General features: G+C 56.3%; 22 protein-coding genes. 12 read left to right on the top strand and 10 right to left on the bottom strand.

Going from position 1 to position 17,422, the window contains the following annotated elements; all coding sequences use genetic code 11:
* The first annotated feature begins 71 nt into the window (after positions 1–71).
* Positions 72–1,112, top strand: a complete 1,041-nt coding sequence (locus A3L10_RS00640) for an NAD(P)-dependent glycerol-1-phosphate dehydrogenase (protein ID WP_088865931.1) — start codon at positions 72–74, stop codon at positions 1,110–1,112.
* A gap of 33 nt (positions 1,113–1,145) precedes the next feature.
* Entirely contained in the window at positions 1,146–1,580 is a 435-nt protein-coding gene (locus A3L10_RS00635; RefSeq protein ID WP_088865930.1) for a UPF0179 family protein, read from the top strand.
* Here A3L10_RS00635 and A3L10_RS00630 read toward each other — a convergent pair.
* The 3 genes from A3L10_RS00630 to A3L10_RS00620 are packed head-to-tail and all read right to left on the bottom strand — an operon-like array spanning position 1,577 to position 4,042.
* Entirely contained in the window at positions 1,577–2,581 is a 1,005-nt protein-coding gene (locus A3L10_RS00630; protein ID WP_088865929.1) for a 5-oxoprolinase subunit C family protein, read from the bottom strand. The two genes, A3L10_RS00635 and A3L10_RS00630, sit on opposite strands and share 4 nt — an antisense overlap.
* Positions 2,578–3,270, bottom strand: a complete 693-nt coding sequence (gene pxpB, locus A3L10_RS00625) for a 5-oxoprolinase subunit PxpB (protein WP_088865928.1) — start codon at positions 3,268–3,270, stop codon at positions 2,578–2,580. Before pxpB ends, A3L10_RS00630 begins: the two co-directional genes overlap by 4 nt.
* 4 nt (positions 3,271–3,274) lie before the next feature.
* A complete protein-coding gene (locus tag A3L10_RS00620; RefSeq protein ID WP_088865927.1) occupies positions 3,275–4,042 on the bottom strand; it encodes a LamB/YcsF family protein in 768 nt (255 codons plus the stop codon).
* 59 nt (positions 4,043–4,101) lie between these two features.
* On the opposite strand from A3L10_RS00620, the gene A3L10_RS00615 reads away from it, so the two are divergent.
* On the top strand, positions 4,102–4,608 hold the full coding sequence (locus A3L10_RS00615; protein ID WP_088865926.1) for a type II toxin-antitoxin system VapC family toxin: 507 nt from the start codon (positions 4,102–4,104) through the stop codon (positions 4,606–4,608).
* A 119-nt stretch (positions 4,609–4,727) separates the two neighbouring features.
* Here the strand turns inward: A3L10_RS00615 and A3L10_RS00610 are convergent, their stop codons facing one another.
* Genes A3L10_RS00610 through A3L10_RS00595 form a run of 4 tightly spaced genes read right to left on the bottom strand, consistent with a single transcriptional unit; the run spans position 4,728 to position 6,594 of the window.
* Positions 4,728–5,126 carry a hypothetical protein gene (locus A3L10_RS00610; RefSeq protein WP_088865925.1) on the bottom strand — a complete coding sequence of 133 codons (399 nt, stop codon included), beginning with the start codon at positions 5,124–5,126 and terminating at the stop codon, positions 4,728–4,730.
* Positions 5,127–5,153: 27 nt separating this feature from the next.
* Complete coding sequence (locus tag A3L10_RS00605; RefSeq protein WP_088865924.1) at positions 5,154–5,486, bottom strand: hypothetical protein; 333 nt, start codon at positions 5,484–5,486, stop codon at positions 5,154–5,156.
* Positions 5,483–6,313: a DNA-3-methyladenine glycosylase family protein gene (locus A3L10_RS00600; protein WP_088865923.1), complete on the bottom strand. Its 831-nt coding sequence runs from the start codon at positions 6,311–6,313 to the stop codon at positions 5,483–5,485. The genes A3L10_RS00605 and A3L10_RS00600 overlap by 4 nt, the downstream gene beginning before the upstream one ends.
* Entirely contained in the window at positions 6,295–6,594 is a 300-nt protein-coding gene (locus A3L10_RS00595) for a hypothetical protein (RefSeq protein WP_088865922.1), read from the bottom strand. The genes A3L10_RS00600 and A3L10_RS00595 overlap by 19 nt, the downstream gene beginning before the upstream one ends.
* A 91-nt stretch (positions 6,595–6,685) precedes the next feature.
* On the opposite strand from A3L10_RS00595, the gene A3L10_RS00590 reads away from it, so the two are divergent.
* The 6 genes from A3L10_RS00590 (at position 6,686) to A3L10_RS00565 (ending at position 12,053) form a co-directional block, all read left to right on the top strand.
* The gene (locus tag A3L10_RS00590; RefSeq protein ID WP_088865921.1) at positions 6,686–8,023 is read left to right on the top strand and encodes an NfeD family protein; all 1,338 of its coding nucleotides are present in this window, start codon (positions 6,686–6,688) and stop codon (positions 8,021–8,023) included.
* Entirely contained in the window at positions 8,020–8,874 is an 855-nt protein-coding gene (locus tag A3L10_RS00585) for a slipin family protein (protein WP_232460990.1), read from the top strand. Before A3L10_RS00590 ends, A3L10_RS00585 begins: the two co-directional genes overlap by 4 nt.
* 174 nt (positions 8,875–9,048) lie before the next feature.
* Entirely contained in the window at positions 9,049–9,828 is a 780-nt protein-coding gene (minD, locus tag A3L10_RS00580) for a cell division ATPase MinD (RefSeq protein WP_088180740.1), read from the top strand.
* Entirely contained in the window at positions 9,828–10,076 is a 249-nt protein-coding gene (locus A3L10_RS00575) for a hypothetical protein (protein ID WP_088864951.1), read from the top strand. The genes minD and A3L10_RS00575 overlap by 1 nt, the downstream gene beginning before the upstream one ends.
* Before the next feature lie 90 nt (positions 10,077–10,166).
* Positions 10,167–10,415 carry a hypothetical protein gene (locus A3L10_RS00570; RefSeq protein WP_088180742.1) on the top strand — a complete coding sequence of 83 codons (249 nt, stop codon included), beginning with the start codon at positions 10,167–10,169 and terminating at the stop codon, positions 10,413–10,415.
* A 126-nt stretch (positions 10,416–10,541) separates the two neighbouring features.
* Complete coding sequence (locus A3L10_RS00565) at positions 10,542–12,053, top strand: AMP phosphorylase (RefSeq protein ID WP_088180743.1); 1,512 nt, start codon at positions 10,542–10,544, stop codon at positions 12,051–12,053.
* Position 12,054: 1 nt separating this feature from the next.
* Here A3L10_RS00565 and A3L10_RS00560 read toward each other — a convergent pair whose 3' ends face one another.
* Positions 12,055–12,441: a DUF2095 family protein gene (locus A3L10_RS00560; protein ID WP_088180744.1), complete on the bottom strand. Its 387-nt coding sequence runs from the start codon at positions 12,439–12,441 to the stop codon at positions 12,055–12,057.
* A 61-nt stretch (positions 12,442–12,502) separates the two neighbouring features.
* Here A3L10_RS00560 and A3L10_RS00555 point away from each other — a divergent pair, with 61 nt between their 5' ends.
* Together A3L10_RS00555 and A3L10_RS00550 are read left to right on the top strand one after the other, a co-directional pair.
* Complete coding sequence (locus A3L10_RS00555; RefSeq protein WP_088865920.1) at positions 12,503–12,967, top strand: GIY-YIG nuclease family protein; 465 nt, start codon at positions 12,503–12,505, stop codon at positions 12,965–12,967.
* A complete protein-coding gene (locus A3L10_RS00550; RefSeq protein ID WP_088865919.1) occupies positions 12,942–13,703 on the top strand; it encodes a geranylgeranylglyceryl/heptaprenylglyceryl phosphate synthase in 762 nt (253 codons plus the stop codon). Before A3L10_RS00555 ends, A3L10_RS00550 begins: the two co-directional genes overlap by 26 nt.
* On the opposite strand, the gene A3L10_RS00545 is transcribed toward A3L10_RS00550, so the two are convergent.
* Positions 13,700–13,939, bottom strand: a complete 240-nt coding sequence (locus A3L10_RS00545) for a hypothetical protein (protein WP_088180747.1) — start codon at positions 13,937–13,939, stop codon at positions 13,700–13,702. The two genes, A3L10_RS00550 and A3L10_RS00545, sit on opposite strands and share 4 nt — an antisense overlap.
* A 151-nt stretch (positions 13,940–14,090) precedes the next feature.
* On the opposite strand from A3L10_RS00545, the gene A3L10_RS00540 reads away from it, so the two are divergent.
* Entirely contained in the window at positions 14,091–14,933 is an 843-nt protein-coding gene (locus A3L10_RS00540; protein WP_088865918.1) for a M55 family metallopeptidase, read from the top strand.
* A gap of 101 nt (positions 14,934–15,034) precedes the next feature.
* Here the strand turns inward: A3L10_RS00540 and A3L10_RS00535 are convergent, their stop codons facing one another.
* Positions 15,035–17,407: a DEAD/DEAH box helicase gene (locus A3L10_RS00535; protein ID WP_088865917.1), complete on the bottom strand. Its 2,373-nt coding sequence runs from the start codon at positions 17,405–17,407 to the stop codon at positions 15,035–15,037.
* Positions 17,408–17,422 lie beyond the last annotated feature (15 nt).

The following is a 17,422-nucleotide window of genomic DNA, read 5'->3' as shown; positions in this document are numbered from 1 at the left end:
GACCACCATAGACCGTTGTTCCGATAGCCTTAAAGCTTTTCCCACCCATAGTTATTAGGACGGTGGTTGAGATGCATCTGATGCAGCTGCCCAGAGAGGTGCTGCTGGGCGAAAATCTGAAGGGAGAGGCCGTTAACGTCGCGAAGAGACTTGGTCTGGGCGAGAAGGCTCTAGTGCTCTACGGACCGAAGACAAAGGAGATAGCCGGAAAGGACATCGAGAAGAGCCTCAGGGAGTCGTTTGATGTGAGCGCGCTGGTAATCAGGGAGGCCAGCATGGAGGAGGTCGAGAAGACCCTGACTAAAATTAGGGACGATAACTCTGACTGGCTCATAGCCGTTGGCGGCGGAAGTATAATCGACGTCGCCAAGCTCGCCTCGTTTAAAGCCGGAGTTCCTTTCATCAGCTTCCCAACGACCGCTTCCCACGACGGCATAGCGAGTGCAAATGCATCCATCAAAGACCTCGGAACCAAGACATCGGTCAAGGCCGTGCCGCCGGTGGCGGTGATAGCCGACGTCGGGGTCATCAAGACCGCCCCCTACCGCTACCTAGCCGCCGGAGTGGGGGACATGATAAGCAATCTGACGGCGGTGAAGGACTGGCAGCTGGCCCACAGGATAAAGGGCGAGTACTACAGCGAGTACGCGGCCTCGCTGAGCCTGATGAGCGCCAAGATGGTGATAAAGAATGCGGATATAATACGCCTCGGCAACGAGGAGAGCGTGAGGAAGGTTGTTAAGGGTCTCATCTCCTGCGGCGTGGCCATGAGCATAGCGGGCTCTTCGAGACCTGCAAGCGGCGCGGAGCACCTCTTCAGCCACGCTCTCGATGCCATAGCGCCGAAACCGGCCCTGCACGGCGAGCAGGTCGGCGTTGGGACGATAATAATGGCCTACCTCCACGGGCTCAAGTGGGAGAGGATTAGGGAAACCTTAAAGAAGGTCGGGGCGCCAACTAACGCATACGAGCTTGGGATCGACCCGGAGTACATAATCGAGGCCCTCACGATTGCCCACACGATAAGGCCCGAGAGGTATACGATCCTCGGGAAGGACGGTCTCACGCGAGAGGCAGCCGAGAAGGCCGCTAAAATCACCGGAGTCATCTGAAGATCACCGCTTCACAAAACGGAGGTGTTTGGAATGGCAATAATCACGTTAGTTGGGGAAAAGCTGGCAAGACCAGGGGTTGAATTCATATATTACGGCCCGGCAGAACCGTGCAAGACGTGCAAGCTAGCGGGAGTCTGCGTCGGAAACCTGGAACCCGGCAGGAGGTATAAAATCCTCCGGGTAAGGAGCATGCCCTCACACTCCTGCCCGCTCCACGAGGGCAAGGTTAGGGTTGTTGAAGTCGTCGAGCCGAGCATCGAGGTCGCGATAGAGCCGAGGCTGGCCATAGCGGGCTCTGTTATAAAGCTCCACTTCGCGGATTGCAGCGACAAGGAAAAGGCGGACCTGTTCAGGCCGGAAGGTCTCTTCGAGGGCGACCACGTGAAAATAATAGAAATCCTCGACGACGTCGAGTGCAACGGCAAGACCTACAAGGTCGTCAAGGTCATGCGCAAGAAGGACTAATCCCTTCTTTCCACTTTTGTGAACGCGATCAGCTCTTCTTCCCCCGTTCTTATCCTGTAGGCGCGCATCTTCCCGTCAAGGAAGCCCTTGATTGCCCTCAGGGTTTTCTCGCGCCTGATCAGAAGCTCCCGGGCTTCATCGACGCTCACCGCCTCAAACCTCAGCCTCTCCCCAGGCCGGCTCTGTGCAACGATGGGGAGGTCTGCCGTTGCAACGACGGCTATCTTCGCGTAGCCGCCGGTCGTCTGGGCGTCGCGGAGCATCACTATAGGCTTTCCGTTGGCCGGAACCTGAACAGAGCCGGTCGGTATGGCGTCCGTCACTATCCCCGCGCCCTTCTCCGAGTGCTCTATGGCCTTTCCATCGAGGCGGTAACCCATTCTGTCGGACTCGGGAGTTACGGTATAGGCCTCGCTCAGGAAGGTCCCTATCCCCTCCCCGGTGAAGTGGTCGAGGTTGGGGCCGAGAACGACGCGGACGGTCTTTTCCTTCGCTGAATAGTCCGGCCTCAGCCCCGGGGGAAGGTATCTCCCATCCTTCCTGGTTAGTACCGCGTAGCCGAGGTTCAGAATATCCCCGGCCTTCAGCGGCCTTCCAAGGCCGGCCTTGGGATAGGCCGAGCAGCTCCCGAGGAGCGGCTCACACTTTATTCCGCCGGCGAAGGCTATGTAGCCATAGAGTCCGCTCTTCAAGGCGCCAACCTCAAGGATATCCCCTCTCTTTGCCCAGTGACTCATCCAAGGTTCTACGGGGGTGCCGTTGAGTCTCACCTCAACGTCCCCAGCAACAGCAAAGACGCAGGAGGCGTTGAACCTGAGCGTTGGGCCGGCGAGGAGGAACTCAAGGAGAGGTGCGTTACCGGGGTTTCCGACGAGGTAGTTAGCTATCCTCGCGGAGTAATCGTCCATGAAGCCGGAAACGGGGACACCGAGCTTTCGGTAGCCTCTCCTGCCGGAGTCCTGGACGGTGAGAAGTGAGGGAACGTTGAGAAGCTCAATCATCTCCCTCCCCCCCATTCGGCCTCGTAGAGCTCCAGGAACTCCGACTCGTCGATGGGAACGAACCTCACCATGTCGCCGGGCCTTAGGAGGGTCGGGGGTTCCCTCCCTGGATTGAACAGTCTGAGCGGAGTCCTCCCGATGAGCCTCCAGCCCCCGGGGCTTTCGAGGGGATAGATGCCAGTCTGCTTTCCTGCTATCCCAACGCTTCCGGCCGGGACCTTTAAGCGCGGTTTTTCGAGTCTCGGCACGGCTATCCTCTCGTCCATGCCTCCGAGGTATGCGAAGCCCGGCAGAAAGCCGAGGAAGTAGACGCGGTAGGTCGGCTTGGAATGTATCTCGATCACGTCATCGACGGCCAGGCCGTTGTGTTTCGCCACAAAGCCGATATCCGGGCCGTACTGGCCGCCGTAAACGACGGGAATTTCCACGAGCCTCCCCTTGAAGGATTCCGGCGAAACTTGGAGGAGGGGCTCAATGGCCGCCTTCACCTCGCTGAAGCTCGCCTTGATGGGGTCGTAGAAGACGTAGGCCGTCGAGTAAGCCGGCACGGCCTCAACGAGCCATTCAAAGTCAGCCCTCTCCACAGCGTCGGCAATGGCATGGACTCTGGCGTTTACCTCTTCGTCGATGACCTCACCGAAGGATACGAGCAGCGCCGAATCGCCGGCGGGTTTTATCGTTGGTTGCATGGTCTCACCGCACGATCTCCCTCATCGGCACTACCCTAACGCCCTCTTCCTCAAGGACCCTCCTTATCCTCGCCGCGATTTGAACCGCCCTTGGGTTGTCACCGTGGACGCAGATTGTATCTGCTCTAAGTTCAACCCACTCGCCGTTTATCGCCCTGACTCCACCGTCCTTGACCATCGAGACCACGCGCTCGGCTATCTCTTTCTCCTCGTGTATGACCGCTCCGGGCTTCGAACGTGGAACGAGGGTTCCGTCGGCGTTGTAGGCCCTGTCAGCGAAGACCTCATGGGCAACCTTAACGCCCATTTCCTCCGCTATCTCGGCCGGCTTTGAGCCGGAGAGGGCCACGAATATCAGGTTCCTATCGAAGTCCGCTATTCCCTCTATCACGGCCCTCGCGAGCTCCTCCTCTTTAACGAGGGCGTTGTAGAGCGCCCCATGCGGCTTGACGTGCTGGAGCTCGATTCCCTCCGCCCTTGTGAAGGCGTAGAGGGCGCCGATCTGATAGAGGATGTAGTTCCTCGCCTCCTCTGGCGAGAGCTTCATGTACCTCCTGCCGAAGCCGAGAAGGTCCGGGTAGCCGGGGTGCGCCCCGACGGCAATGCCCTTCTCCTTCGCGAGCCTTACCGTTTTCCTCATGACTATAGGGTCACCGGCGTGCCAGCCTGTTGCAACGTTGGCGCTCGTGATGTAGTTCATAACCTCCTCGTCGAGGCCGAGTTTGTAGCGGCCAAAGCTCTCGCCGAGGTCAGAGTTCAGGTCAACCTTCATCCACACCACCGGCTTCATTTCGACGGAAATCTAAAAAAGGGTTTCTCCGAGTTTAGGCCATGAAGGTTCAGGTCATAGATGCGGCTGTCTTCATTCAGGGGTTCGATGTGGAAGGGGTTACGACGCCGAAGGTCGTCGATGAAGTGAAAGACCCGGAGTCGAAGCTTTTTCTGGAGGGGCTGATAAGCGCCGGAAAGGTGAGGGTTCTGTCCCCATCCCGGGAGAGCGTTGAGGCGGTAAGGGAAGCGGCGAGAAAAACGGGCGAGTTAAACGAGCTCAGCGAGGCAGACGTCGAGATTCTCGCCCTAGCGTACGAGCTTGGGGGAGTCCTCTTCACCGACGATTATAACCTCCAGAACATAGCGAAGACCCTCAGGATAGAGTTCAGAACCCTGAAGCGCGGGATAAAGCGAGTCATCCGCTGGAACTACGTCTGCATCGGCTGCGGGAAGCGTTTCTCAGAGATGCCGCCGGAGGGAATCTGCCCGGATTGCGGCAGCCCGGTGAGACTGATACCGAAGAAGAAGCGCCGGAGAAAGCGCCCCGGACGGGCTCGGCGCTCATAGGGTACGTCACAACCGCAGAGCGGTTCAGCCCGTCTTGGAATCGTCACTGCCCGCCCGGGACGGCGTCAGATAGCGTTGCTCTTCACCGATCCGCGCAATTCGCTGTCATCATCCGCGGTTCAACCTTGGAGGTAGTAGGATATAAGCTTTCTCAGCTCGACGTTGCGCTCGGGCTTCATGCGGAGAAACCTCTTAAGCCCGCCGTTCTCGGCAAGCAGGCCCGAGAGCTCGATGGCGAGTATCTTGTTGTCCTCGCTTAACCCGTAGGCCTTGAAGCGGAGTGGGGCGTACTCCTTCTCAAGCTCCCACGTTCTTTCCTCAAGCTCTCTCACCTTCTCCTCAAGCCCCTCAAGGTCGCCCGTGGGCTCCTTGAACTCCCCGGTGAGGGCGATCTTAATGATCCTCTCGGGAGAAACGCCATACCTCTCGCCGAGACGCTCTATCTCGCCCCACAGCTCTTCGTTTATCTCGACTTCGATTTTCCCGAAGCCCTTGTTCGGCTTGATGATGAGCTTCATCCCGTTCACACTCCATGAACGACTCGTTCACGATCCGTGAACTTTCTCAAGCTCTCTCCTTTTCTCCTCGACCTTCTTCCTGAGCTCCTCGTTTTCCCTCCTCAGCCTCTCCCGTTCGGTCATCATGAACTCCTTGTCCCTCAAAGCCCTCTCGTAGAACTCTCTGAGCTCCTCTATCTCACCTTCCATCTCCCGAAGTTTTTCCTCAAGTTTTGCGACCTTTTCAAGGAGAATCTCCTCGCGCTCGGCCCTCAGGGTATCCTCCACCCGGGGAAGATTCTCACGAAGGAGGGCATTGATGTCGCGTCCCTTTAGGGACTTGAATTTCTCCTTTTCCAGAATAATCTTAATCTCGCTCATTTTCTCTTCCTCTCCATCTCGGTCTTCCTGTCGTAGCAGGTGATGTAAAACGCCAGAAGCCCCTTCCACTTCCCGTAGGGTTCTATTATCTCCCTCACGTCTTTCTCCCGTACTTCCTTAACCCGCTTTCCAAAAATCTTTGCTATTCCCCTCCTGAGCCCGAGGTCTCCGGCTGGGTAGACGTTCTTCCTGAGGCCATACGCAAGGAAAAGCTCCGCACTCCACTTTCCTATGCCCCGAAACTTTGTGAGGTACTTGATGGCCTCCTCAACGCCCCAGTCCCAGAGTTCGAGGTCGAGCTTTTTGGCCAAATAAAGCTCCGTCAGGGACTTTATGTAGCCCGCCCTATAGCCGAGCTTGGCCTTTTTCAGCTCCTCTTCGCTCAGAGACGCTATCCTCTCAGGGGTGGGGAATGCGTGTAAGTCTCCTACCGGCCTGCCCGCGAGCTTCACGAGGTTCGCGATAGTTCTCTGGGCGAATTCGAAGCTGACCTGCTGCTGGGCAATGACTTCAATCAGTGCTTGGTACTGGCTCGGTGCCCTTGGGGCGGTAAGGCCGTAGAACTCGTCGATGAGGAATGCAAAGGGGGAATCGCTTATCTCGGCGTAGAAGGAATCCAGATCGGCATCGAGGTCAAGAATGAACTTCAGCTTTTCCTTCGCGGACTTCCTTTCCCTTCTGTCCCACGAGTCGGGAAAAATGAAGTTCTCCCCATCGTAGCCGGCGACACCGCTCTCAAAAGCCTGGTAGAAAACACCGTCTTCGAACTTCCAAGTGCCGTTGCGTATCATCTCATGGGTAGTCTTTCTCAGGTCAATCCCAGCCATCGGTCGAGCCTAACGGGGTTCTCCCTTATATCCTTTAGGGTCGAGACGTAGAGCCTTTTACCGTCAACGGAACGCTTGATTTGAAGCTCACCTTTCTCTTCAAGAAAGCGAAGGGCGTCTTTAACGTCCTCGGCACGGACATCGAAGTTCCGCTTGAGGAAATCCCAGTACGGCTCGCGGTTGGAATATCTAGCCGCCTCCCTCACGAGCTTCCAAGCTCGTTCAACCTTCTCATCGCCCCGGGCAACACGGTAGAGCTTGGCGAGGGTCTTCAAACTCATATTAGAAGATTGGCGTCCAATATATAAATCACTTTTGGAGGACAGGCAAAAGATTTAAACCATCCAGTGGTATTATTATCAGGCGGTACAGATGAGGCCGAGGTTTGTCCTGATTGCCCTGCTGATGCTCCTCATGCTCCTTCCGAGCGTTCATGCCCAGAGCAACGTGGTTTACGTGGCCAAAGTTGACGGCATGATAACGGGATACACCGTTGACCAGTTCGACAGATACATCAGCGAGGCCGAGAGGAACAACGCAGAGGCGATAATAATCGAACTCAACACCCCAGGTGGCCGCGCCGATGCAATGCAGGCCATCGTCACGAGAATCCAGAACGCAAAGGTTCCGGTCATAATCTACGTTCACCCCTCCGGAGGGATGGCGGCCTCCGCGGGGACGTACATAGCCTTAGGGTCTCACCTGATAGCGATGACACCTGGCACGGTCATAGGAGCCTGCAGGCCGATACTCGGCTACGGCCAGAATGGGAGCATCGTCGAGGCGCCGCCCAAGGTAACCAACTTCTACGTGGCGTACATCCGTGAGCTCGCGAAGATGAGCGGGAGAAACGAGACACTCGCCGAGGAGTTCATAACGGAAGACAGGAGTGTGACACCGGAGGAGGCCCTGAAGTACGGTGTCATCGAGGTCATCGCGACGAACGTTGATGAACTCCTCCAGAAGGCCGACGGGATGGAGACAAAGATACCCGTGGCCGGAAAGGGGAAGGTAACCCTGCACCTCAAGAACGCAAGACTCGTCTACATCGAACCGTCCTTCAGGGACACGGTCGTCAAGTACATAACCGACCCGACGATAGCGTACCTCCTCCTCAACCTCGGATTCATCGGCCTCATATTCGGCTTCCTCACGCCCGGCTGGCACGTTCCGGAGACCGTCGGTGCCATAATGCTCGTTCTCGGCCTCATAGGTCTGGGATACTTCGGTTACAGCAGCGCGGCATTAATACTCATCGTGCTTGCCATGATATTCTTCATAGCCGAGGCGCTGACGCCGACCTTCGGCCTGTTCACCGTGGCGGGCGTCATAACCTTCATTCTGGGTGGAATCATGCTCTTCAGCGGAAACGGGGGTGAATACCTGGTGACCGGTGAAACGTACTCGATACTCAGAATAGCCATCATCGTCATGGCGATACTCCTTGGACTGTTCTTCCTCTTCGGTGCGGCGACAGTGGTCAAGGCACACAGGAAGAAGCCAGAGGCCGGAAGGGAGGAGCTTGTGGGAGAAGTCGGTAAGGTTGTCGAGGACCTCGACCCGGAGGGAGTCGTCAAGCTCCACGGCGAACTCTGGAAGGCGGAGAGCAAGGATGGAAAGAGTATACCCGTTGGAGAAAAAATTAGGGTTGCTGAAGTCAAAGGGCTCACCCTTATCGTTGAAAGAATTGAGGAAAGGAGGGAGGAATGAGCATGGCCCTTGTAAGCGCCGGAAATGTTGTGTTGGCCATTGTTTTGTTGTTTGTGTTGATTATACTGGCAAGCGCCATAAAGATAGTCAAGGAGTACGAGAGGGCAGTGATATTCCGTCTCGGAAGGATAGTCGGGGCCAGAGGGCCAGGACTGTTCTTCATAATCCCGATATTCGAGAAGGCAGTGATAGTCGACCTCCGTACCCGGGTTCTCGACGTTCCGGTTCAGGAGACCATAACCAAGGACAACGTCCCCGTCAGGGTCAACGCGGTCGTTTACTTCCGCGTCATAGAGCCAGTCAAGGCCGTAACCCAGGTCAGCAACTACATCATGGCCACCAGCCAGATCGCCCAGACGACACTGAGAAGCGTCATCGGTCAGGCACACCTCGACGAGCTGCTCAGCGAGAGGGAGAAGCTTAACCTCCAGCTCCAGAAGATAATCGACGAGGCCACCGACCCATGGGGAATAAAGGTCAGCACGGTCGAGATAAAGGACGTTGAGCTTCCGAGCGGAATGCAGAGGGCGATGGCAAGACAGGCAGAGGCCGAGCGTGAGAGGCGTGCGAGGATACTTCTTGCTGAGGCCGAGCGCCAGGCCGCCGAGAAGCTCCGTGAGGCCGCTGAGATAATCTCGGAGCACCCGATGGCACTCCAGCTCAGGACGCTCCAGACCATAAGCGACGTGGCTGGCGACAAGAGCAACGTCATCGTACTCACCCTGCCGATGGAGATGCTGAAGCTCTTCAGGAGCCTTGGTGAGACGGCCGAAGTGGCAAAGATAAAGCTTGAGAAAGAGGTCCGCGAGGAAGCTGAAAAGGAAGCCGAGGCGAAGGCTGAGCAAGAGTAAGGTGTGAATGGCTTTTCTTCCATCTTTTCTTTTCCATCCTGGATGAACCGCAAAAAATAAAAGCATTGCCTGCATACTTCATACACACAGAGACACTACTCCGTATAAAATTGAAGAACTTCAGGAACGCTTTATGGGAAAGGGCGGTCACCGCTCATACCGGGGGTGTTAACTTTGGAAGGTCGTTCAATTGTTTTTGCATCGGGAAAGGGTGGAACGGGTAAAACAACGACTGTTGCCAATCTGGGTGTTGCCCTTGCCCAGTTTGGAAAGGAGGTCATCCTGCTGGATGCTGATATAACCATGGCAAATCTCAGCCTTGTTCTTGGTATGGAGGACATTCCAATAACGCTCCACGATGTTCTGGCAGGAGAGGCCGATCTCAGGGATGCAATCTACGAGGGCCCGGCCGGGGTTAAGGTCATCCCCGGTGGATTGAGCCTCGAGAAGATAAAGAAGGCCAAACCCGAGAGGCTCAGGCAGCTGATCAGAGAAATCGGCCAGATGGCGGATTTTGTCCTTATCGATGCCCCAGCGGGCCTTGAGATGACGTCCGTTACCGCGCTCCTCATTGGAAAGGAGCTTATAATCGTTACAAACCCTGAAATCTCCGCCATCACCGATTCGCTCAAAACAAAGCTGATCGCCGAGAAACTCGGAACCCTTCCGCTCGGTGCGATACTCAACAGGGTCACCAACGAGAAGACCGAACTGACCCAGGAGGAGATAGAGGCCATCCTTGAGGTACCGGTCCTCGCTATGATACCCGAGGACCCGGAGGTCAAGCGTGCCTCCGCCTACGGTGTGCCACTCGTCATCAAGAACCCGACCAGTCCGGCGGCCATAGCCATCAAGCAGCTCGCGGCCAAGCTCGCGGGAATCAAGTGGCAGGCACCTGAGCCAGAGAGTCCGATAAAGAGGGTGTTCAAAGCACTGTTTGGAGGGAAGAGGTAATGGCCGAGGCACTGCTCTACGGAATAGTGATCATCCTCATCGTGCTCAACATAGTCCTCTTGATGCTCTACTACTCAGCCAAGAGCAACCCGTACTACGTCGTTTACGACGAAGAGACCAAGAGTGCCCTCAAGAGGCGCGTCACCAGCCTCAAGGAGGACCTTGAGAGCGAGCTCGTTGACTTCGACGTCGAGGAGTGGGAGAAGACCCTTGAAGAGTCCATAGACGAAGAAGTCAGGAACCTCTGAGCTTTTCTGTTCCTTTTGTTATTAAACATTTCTGTGGCGTTAAATTTTAAAAGCCCTTCAGTATTAATTCCATTCTGGGGGTGGGGCGCTATGAAGGTTAGGCTCGGCTATCCAGACAGGATAGTCGAGGTGGAGGATAAGGTGGTCCGTGTTTTTAAGGGCAGGCTCGTAAGCGCCCCACTGAGCGAGGTCGTTGGCTACTATCTCAGGGGAGAGGGACTTCTGCCGCCGGCGGTGAGGGAGATAGTCCCCGACGTCGTGAGGGTTCTCCTCAGCACCGGCGAGCTCCAGAACAGCGTGGTTCCGGTGGCCGAGTACGGCCAGGGTCTCAGCGGCTGATCTTTTTACATTTCTCTGCCAAGCTTTATGAACGGCTGTGCTCATTTTGACGGTCAATCAGTTGAAAACATTTAAGTACTCTTCTGTCCAATACTGTGAACTCGTGTGTGAAAGGGAGGGATGATCATGAAGGCCAAGATTAGGATACTCGACATGTACAGCGGGAGGTATTCGGTCTTCATCAACGAGAAGGAAGCCAAGAAGGCCAAACTCCACCCGGATGACCTCGTGAAGATCGAGGCCGGAAAGAAAACCGTCTACGGAAGCGTTGTCGTGAGCAACCTCGTGAAGGAGGGAGAGATTGGGATAAGCAGGGACATACTCGGGCTCCACAGCTTCTCCGAGGGTGAGGTCGTCACCGTTATACCAAGCGGCACCCCCGAGAGCGTCCGCTACATAAAGAAGAAGATGCACGGAGGGAAGCTCAGGAAGGTCGAGATAGAGGCGATAATCAAAGACATCGTGGACAGGAAGCTCCGCGACATCGAGATAAGCTCCTTCGTCACCTCACTTGAGATAAACGGCCTCGACATGGACGAGATTGCCGCGCTGACGATAGCGATGGCCGAGACCGGAGACATGCTTGATATAGACAGAAAGCCGATCATGGACGTCCACAGCATCGGAGGCGTCCCCGGAAACAAGACCAACATACTCGTCGTGCCCATCGTCGCCGCCGCCGGTTTGACGATACCCAAGACCAGCTCGAGGGCAATCACAAGCGCCGCAGGCACCGCCGACGTGGTCGAGGTTTTCGCTGACGTAAGCTTCTCCCTCGACGAGATAAAGCGCATCGTGGAGAAGATAGGCGCCTGTATGGTCTGGGGCGGCGCTCTGAACCTCGCCCCGGCCGACGACATCACGATAAAGTCCGAACGCGCGCTGAGCATCGACCCGACCGGCCTCATGCTCGCCAGCATAATGTCAAAGAAGTACGCGATGGGAAGCCAGTACGTCCTCATCGACATCCCAACGGGCAAGGGCGTCAAGGTGGAGACGGTCGATCAGGCCAGGGCCCTCTCCAGGGACTTCATAGAGCTGGGCAGAAGGCTCGGCCAGTACGTGGAGGTGGCCATAACCTACGGCGGTCAGCCGATAGGTCACACCGTCGGTCCGGCGCTTGAGGCCAGGGAGGCCCTATCGGCGCTCATGACGGGGAAGGGCCCCGGAAGCCTGATAGAGAAGGCCACTGGGCTGGCGGGCATTCTCCTTGAGATGGGAGGAGTGGCGCCGACAGGGATGGGCAAGAAGATGGCGAGGGAAATCCTGGAGAGCGGAAAGGCCTACGAGAAGATGAGGGAAATTATAGAGGAGCAGGGCGGAAACCCCGACATCAAGCCGGAGGAGATACCGATAGGCGATAAGACCTACACCTTCACGGCCCCCATCAGCGGCTACATAACCGGGATAGACAACAAGGCAATAACGGGGATAGCGAGGGCCGCCGGTGCCCCGGAGGACAAGGGAGCCGGGATAGAACTCTACGTCAAGGTCGGAGAAAAGGTCAAGGAAGGCGATCCTCTATTCACGATACGCGCCGAGAGCGAAGCAAGGCTCGACCAGGCGATAGTCCTCGCCAGGAGAACGGAGCCGATAAGGATAGAGGGAATGGTCCTGCAGAGGATAGGGAACATCTGAATTATTCCCTCTTTCTGTGTCTCTCGTACCATCCCCACTCTTTTTTGGAGCCGAAAGCCCTCACACCCTTCTGGACTAGGGTTATGCGCAGCTCCTTGGCCATCTCGTGGGTTATCTCCCCACGCTCCTCCATCCAGTTGATTATCTCAAGCGCCTCGTCATCGGTCTCGCATCTCCTGAGAAAGTCTATGACGGTTGGATTGTAGCCGGAGAAATCCCTCGCCTCCTCGTCGATGGCCTTCTTCTCGTCGGTTCTGTAAGCGTCTATCGGAACCCCTTCCTCCTCGAGTTCCTTCGCTAGGGCAGGGAAACGCTCCTCAAACTCCTCTTTGTCATACTCCTGCCAGGCAAACTCGTCAACGGGGCGCTTCTTTTTCTTTTCGTCCATTCTCCACACCTATGGGGAATTAGGCTTGAGGGTTTATAAACTCTGAGTGGGAGTCACTTCCATGAAGGGCGCGTACTTCCTGGTTATCCATCTGCCCAAGGAGAGCGAAATAACCACGAAGGGACGCAGGTTCCCCTTAAAGGGCGGATACTACGTCTACGTCGGCTCCGCCATGAACTCCCTCGAGAAAAGGGTCGCCAGGCACTTCAGGAGGCACAAAAAGCTTCACTGGCACATAGACTTCCTCCTGAAGGATGCGGAGCTCCTGAGGGCGTACATGATTCCGAGCGAGGAGAGGCTTGAGGAGAAGCTCTCAGTGGAGGTCTCCAGGCATGGGGAGCCGGTGGAGGGTTTCGGAGCTGGTGACGTTAGGGTGGAGACGAACCTCTACAGATTCGACGAAGAACCGGACGCCCTCCTTATCAGAATCCTCGAAGGACTGGGTCTGAAATGGAAAAGGGTTAAAAGCGAGAGGGAAGCTATAGAATTCGGTGAGGAAAATGAAGCTCGAACTGGGGAGAGTTGAGTCCTACATTCATGAAAAGCTCAAGAGAGAGAAGCTCCACTTCGTTCTCATCGATCCCGACGACGTTACCCCAGATATCGCCGGAGAGATAGCGAGGATGAGTGAAGAAGTCGGCGCTGATGCGGTGATGATAGGCGGCTCCACCGGGGCCGAGGGGGACGTTCTGAATGGTGTCGTGAGGGCAATAAAGGAGAACTCGAGCCTTCCAACGATACTATTTCCCGGTTCCCACGGGGGGATAAGCAGGCACGCCGACGCGATATTCTTCATGAGCCTGCTCAACTCGACCAACCCGTTTTTCATAACCGGTTCCCAGGCCCTTGGCGCCTTCACTGTCAAACGCTACGGAATAGAACCTATTCCGATGGCCTACCTCATCATCGAGCCCGGGGAAACCGTCGGCTGGATTGGCGACGCCAAGCCAATCCCTAGGCACAAGCCGAAGATTGCGGCGGCCTACGCCCTGGCTGGACAGTACCTGGGAATGCGCCTCGTCTATCTCGAAGCAGGAAGCGGGGCGAGGGAGCCCGTTCCGCCGGAGATGATCTCCCTCGTCCGGAGGGTTATAGAGGTACCGCTCATCGTCGGAGGTGGCATAAGAACCGGGGAACAGGCAAGAATGGCCGTCGAGGCCGGGGCCGACATCATCGTCACAGGAACGGCGATAGAGAAGGCGGATTCGCTTGAGAAGGCCAGAGAAAAGCTGGAAGAACTCAATAAGGGGATAAAGGGTTAGGCCTCAGAGAGGACCTTGAAGGTTACCTTTCCGTTTTTGATTATCCTTTTGAGCTCGGAGAGAAGCTTTGGAGCGTCATCTTCGACTATCTCCATCCTGATTTCGCTAATGCCCTCCAGGGTTGGCGGGAAGAAGTGTATGTCCCGAATCTTGCCCCTAACCTTTTCATAAAGACGGCTCAGAATCTTCCCCCTTCCTTCGTAGGGCAATTTAATGTCGAGTTCAACGATTTGCATACCAATCACCACTCTATTCTATGAAAGAAGCCCTATATAACCTTTTTCATGAGCGGGAATTATTGAATTTCGTGCCGTATATTCCCCGCAGTTATGGCGCCTACCACAAGACTTATCTTTTATCGCTTCGATTTTTATCGTGGTGATGCCGATGCGTGCCTTCATATCCCTCGACCTTGAGGGCCTGCCCTATATCGTCAGCAGGGAGCATCTCTTCGTGAAGGGTGCCCTGTACGGCGAGGCTAGAAGGATAGCAACCGAGATAGCAAAGGTCACGGCCGAGACGCTTCATGAAAACGGTTTTGATGAGATCATCATAGCCGACAGCCACGGGCCGATGGTCAACATCCTGCCCGAGGACACGCCCGATTATGTGGAACTAGTTAGGGGCTTTCCGAGGCCGCTCAGCATGGTGGCCTTCGCAAAGGGGAGCGATGCCGCGCTTTTCCTCGGGTACCATGCCAAGGCTGGAACCGATAGAGCGACCTTCGACCACACCTACAGCGGGGCGAGTATAGACCGGCTTGAAATAAACGGCGTTGAGGTGAGCGAGTTCCTGCTCAACACATACCTTCTAGGGAGCTGGGGAATTCCGGTAATTCTGGTCGGCGGGGACAGGAGGCTGATAGAGACCGACGTTAAGGCCTTCACCCCCTGGGTCGTCGGCGTCCCCTTCAAGGAGTCCCCCTCGCGCTACGCCGCCAAGAGTCCCGGAATGCGCAGGATAAAGACCATGCTGAGGGAAGGCGTTAGAGAGGCCGTCGAGAGGCTGAAGAGGGGAGAAGCGAAGGCGCTCGTGATGAAGGAGCCCGTTCACGTTAGGGTTCGCTTCCTCAGAAGCGACATGGCGGACACGGCTGAACTGCTGCCCTTCGTGAAGCGCATAGATGGAAAGACGGTCGAGTTCGAGACCAAAACGGTGGAGGAAGCCTACAAGGTCTTCGAGCTGCTTACCCTAGCGGCGGCCGGGGTGAACGCCATCGTCACAAGGTAACCGAGAAGTGTGCCCCCGGGGAGCGAAGGGGAATCACGGCTCGCCGAGGCGCTCATCCCCCGCGGTTTCCCGGGGGCAATGGAATTTCCCCAAATCCTGACTTAAGCTTTGTCCTCGTCCTCAACGTAGGGGGCGGTTATCACCTTCCTTATCTCCCTCGCCTTCTTTTTGCCTATTCCCTCGACTTCCTGGAGCTCCTCCTCCGTAGCGGTGAAAACGCGCTCAACGTTTCCGAAGTGCCTGAGGAGCCTCTTCGCAAGTGTGGACGAGACGTAGGGGAGGCCCTCAACGATGAGCCTCTGCCTCTCGGCGAGGGTTAAGGCCTTCTTCTCGCTCCTGAGGCGAACCTCCTTCTTCCTCTCCTCCTGCTCGCGCTTGGCCATGAGGTAGATGAACTGTGCCGTCTCCTCGGTTCCGGAGGAGAACAGTATCGGAACCCCCCAGTCGAGTGTTACGGCGGCTATGGCGCCCCTGATGGCGTTGGGATGAACGTTCCGTATGCCATAGAGTTCGCCCTCTAGGATTATCACCGGCTTCTCGTAGGCCCTCTTCAGCCTCTCAACCTGGTCGAAGAGCCTGCCGTCGATGATGGACTGTATGAAGTCGTTGGCGCTCTTCCTCTCTATCCCAATCTCCTCGCTCACAACGTAGTCGGCAACGTCGAGGGTTCTGACCTCTATCTCCGCTCCGAGCTCCTTCAGGTGCTTTGGAACGCCGCTCCTAAGCTCGCGGTTGTCAACGTAAACGACTATCCCCCTGGGCTTCTTCACAAAGACAGGCTTTATCGGGAGCTTTTCATAGACCTCCTCCTTGGAAGGCCCGGCTTTCTCGGCCTTCTCCACCTTCTCAGCCTTTTCGGGCTTTTTCTTTGGCTTCAGGAACTCATCGAGGGAAGCTATTTTTCCCTTTGAGGGCATCTCAACACGCTCCGGAACCTTTTCCCTTATTTCAGCCCGGCGTGGATGAGCTTTTTCAAGTTCACGCGCTATCTTCCTTATAGCCTCGAACATGCCCTTTTCCTTCCTCCGGGAGCTCCAGTAGTAGGCTTCATCACGCGTCCCCTTGGCCATCAGTATAACGACCCTTCCCGGTCTGTGCCTCCCGGTTCTTCCGCGCCTCTGGATGCTCCTTATGGCCGAGGGCACTGGCTCGTAGAAGATGACGAGATCAACTTCGGGCACGTCGAGGCCTTCCTCACCGACGCTCGTGGCCACCAAAACGTTGAACTCGCCGCGCGAGAACCTCTCAAGGGTCTCCTTCTGCTCTTTCTGGCTCATCCCCCTGTCGTTGCTCCTGCTCGCCTGCCCGATGAAGCGCTCGGCCGTTATTCCCTCACCGCGGAGAACCTCGACGATCTTCCTCCCGGTGTCGCGGTAGTTCGTGAAGACTATGATTTTTGAGTTCGGCTTTTTCTTCAGCTGCTCCTTAACCAGACTCAACATGCTCTCCATCTTTGGATGGTCAAGGCCAAGCTCCTTCGCCTGAACGAGGAGGTATATCACCTTCCTCATGCGCGGGTCTTCCATGAGCTGCCTGCTGGATTTCGTCCTCTTGTCCTCCCTGAGCTTCTTGAGGTACGCCCTCAGCGCAGTTAGCCCCTGCGTCTCAAGCAGCTCTATCGCGTGCTGCAACTTTACCGCCTTGGCCTGGTACATCCTAAGCCGGCCGAGCTCGTAGTTGCCCCTCGCGACCTCCTGGTTTATCTTTGAACCCGCCTGGAGAACCTCCCTCTTTGAGATGTCCGGCGAGTACGTGCTCACCAGCTTGAACTGGGCGAGGGGTTTGAGGCTCTCCTTGAGCATCTCCCTCAGAAGGGAGCGCACCTCCTTGTAGATGCCGGGGAGCTCGACCTTCACCCACTCGAAGCTCATCCTCTGAACGTAGGGTTTGACGTCAGGGGAGCTCTCGGTTCTTATCTCGATGCGCTCTATCCCGAGGTTCCTGACTATCTCCCGTATCCTCTCCTCGTCGCTTCCGGGGGATGCCGTAAGGCCGAGCACGAGCGGGTGCTTGGCAGTCCTGAGGTACTCCTTGGCTATGAAGACGTAGGAGTAGTTTCCCACCGCCCTGTGAGCCTCGTCAAAAACGAGCAGAACAACGTCCTCCAGAGAGATTTTTCCGGTAAGGATGTCGTTTTCAACGGTCTGGGGCGTGGCGGTTATTACCGTGCTCCTCACCCACAATTCGGCCCTCTGTTTGGGGGAGAGTTCGCCGGTGAGGACGTTGATCCTCTCGGGGGGAAGGTCGAAGAGCCGCCTGAAGCTCTCGGCGTGCTGGACTGCTAAAGGCTTCGTCGGGGCGAGCATGAGAACCTTGCCGCCGTACTTCGAGAGCCTGTAATCGGCTATGAGCATGGCTATAAGCGTCTTTCCTAACCCCGTTGGCAGGACAACGAGGCAGTTGGTTTCCTTGCAGCGGGCGTAGATTACCTCCTGATAAACGCGGGGCTCGATTAGATCGCGGCGAAGATACATGTGCCTATATCCTCG

The organism is Thermococcus radiotolerans, from assembly GCF_002214565.1.
GTDB classification, from domain to species: domain Archaea; phylum Methanobacteriota_B; class Thermococci; order Thermococcales; family Thermococcaceae; genus Thermococcus; species Thermococcus radiotolerans.
Note: the sequence above shows the minus strand (reverse complement) of the source record. Positions and strands in the feature narration are given on the sequence as shown.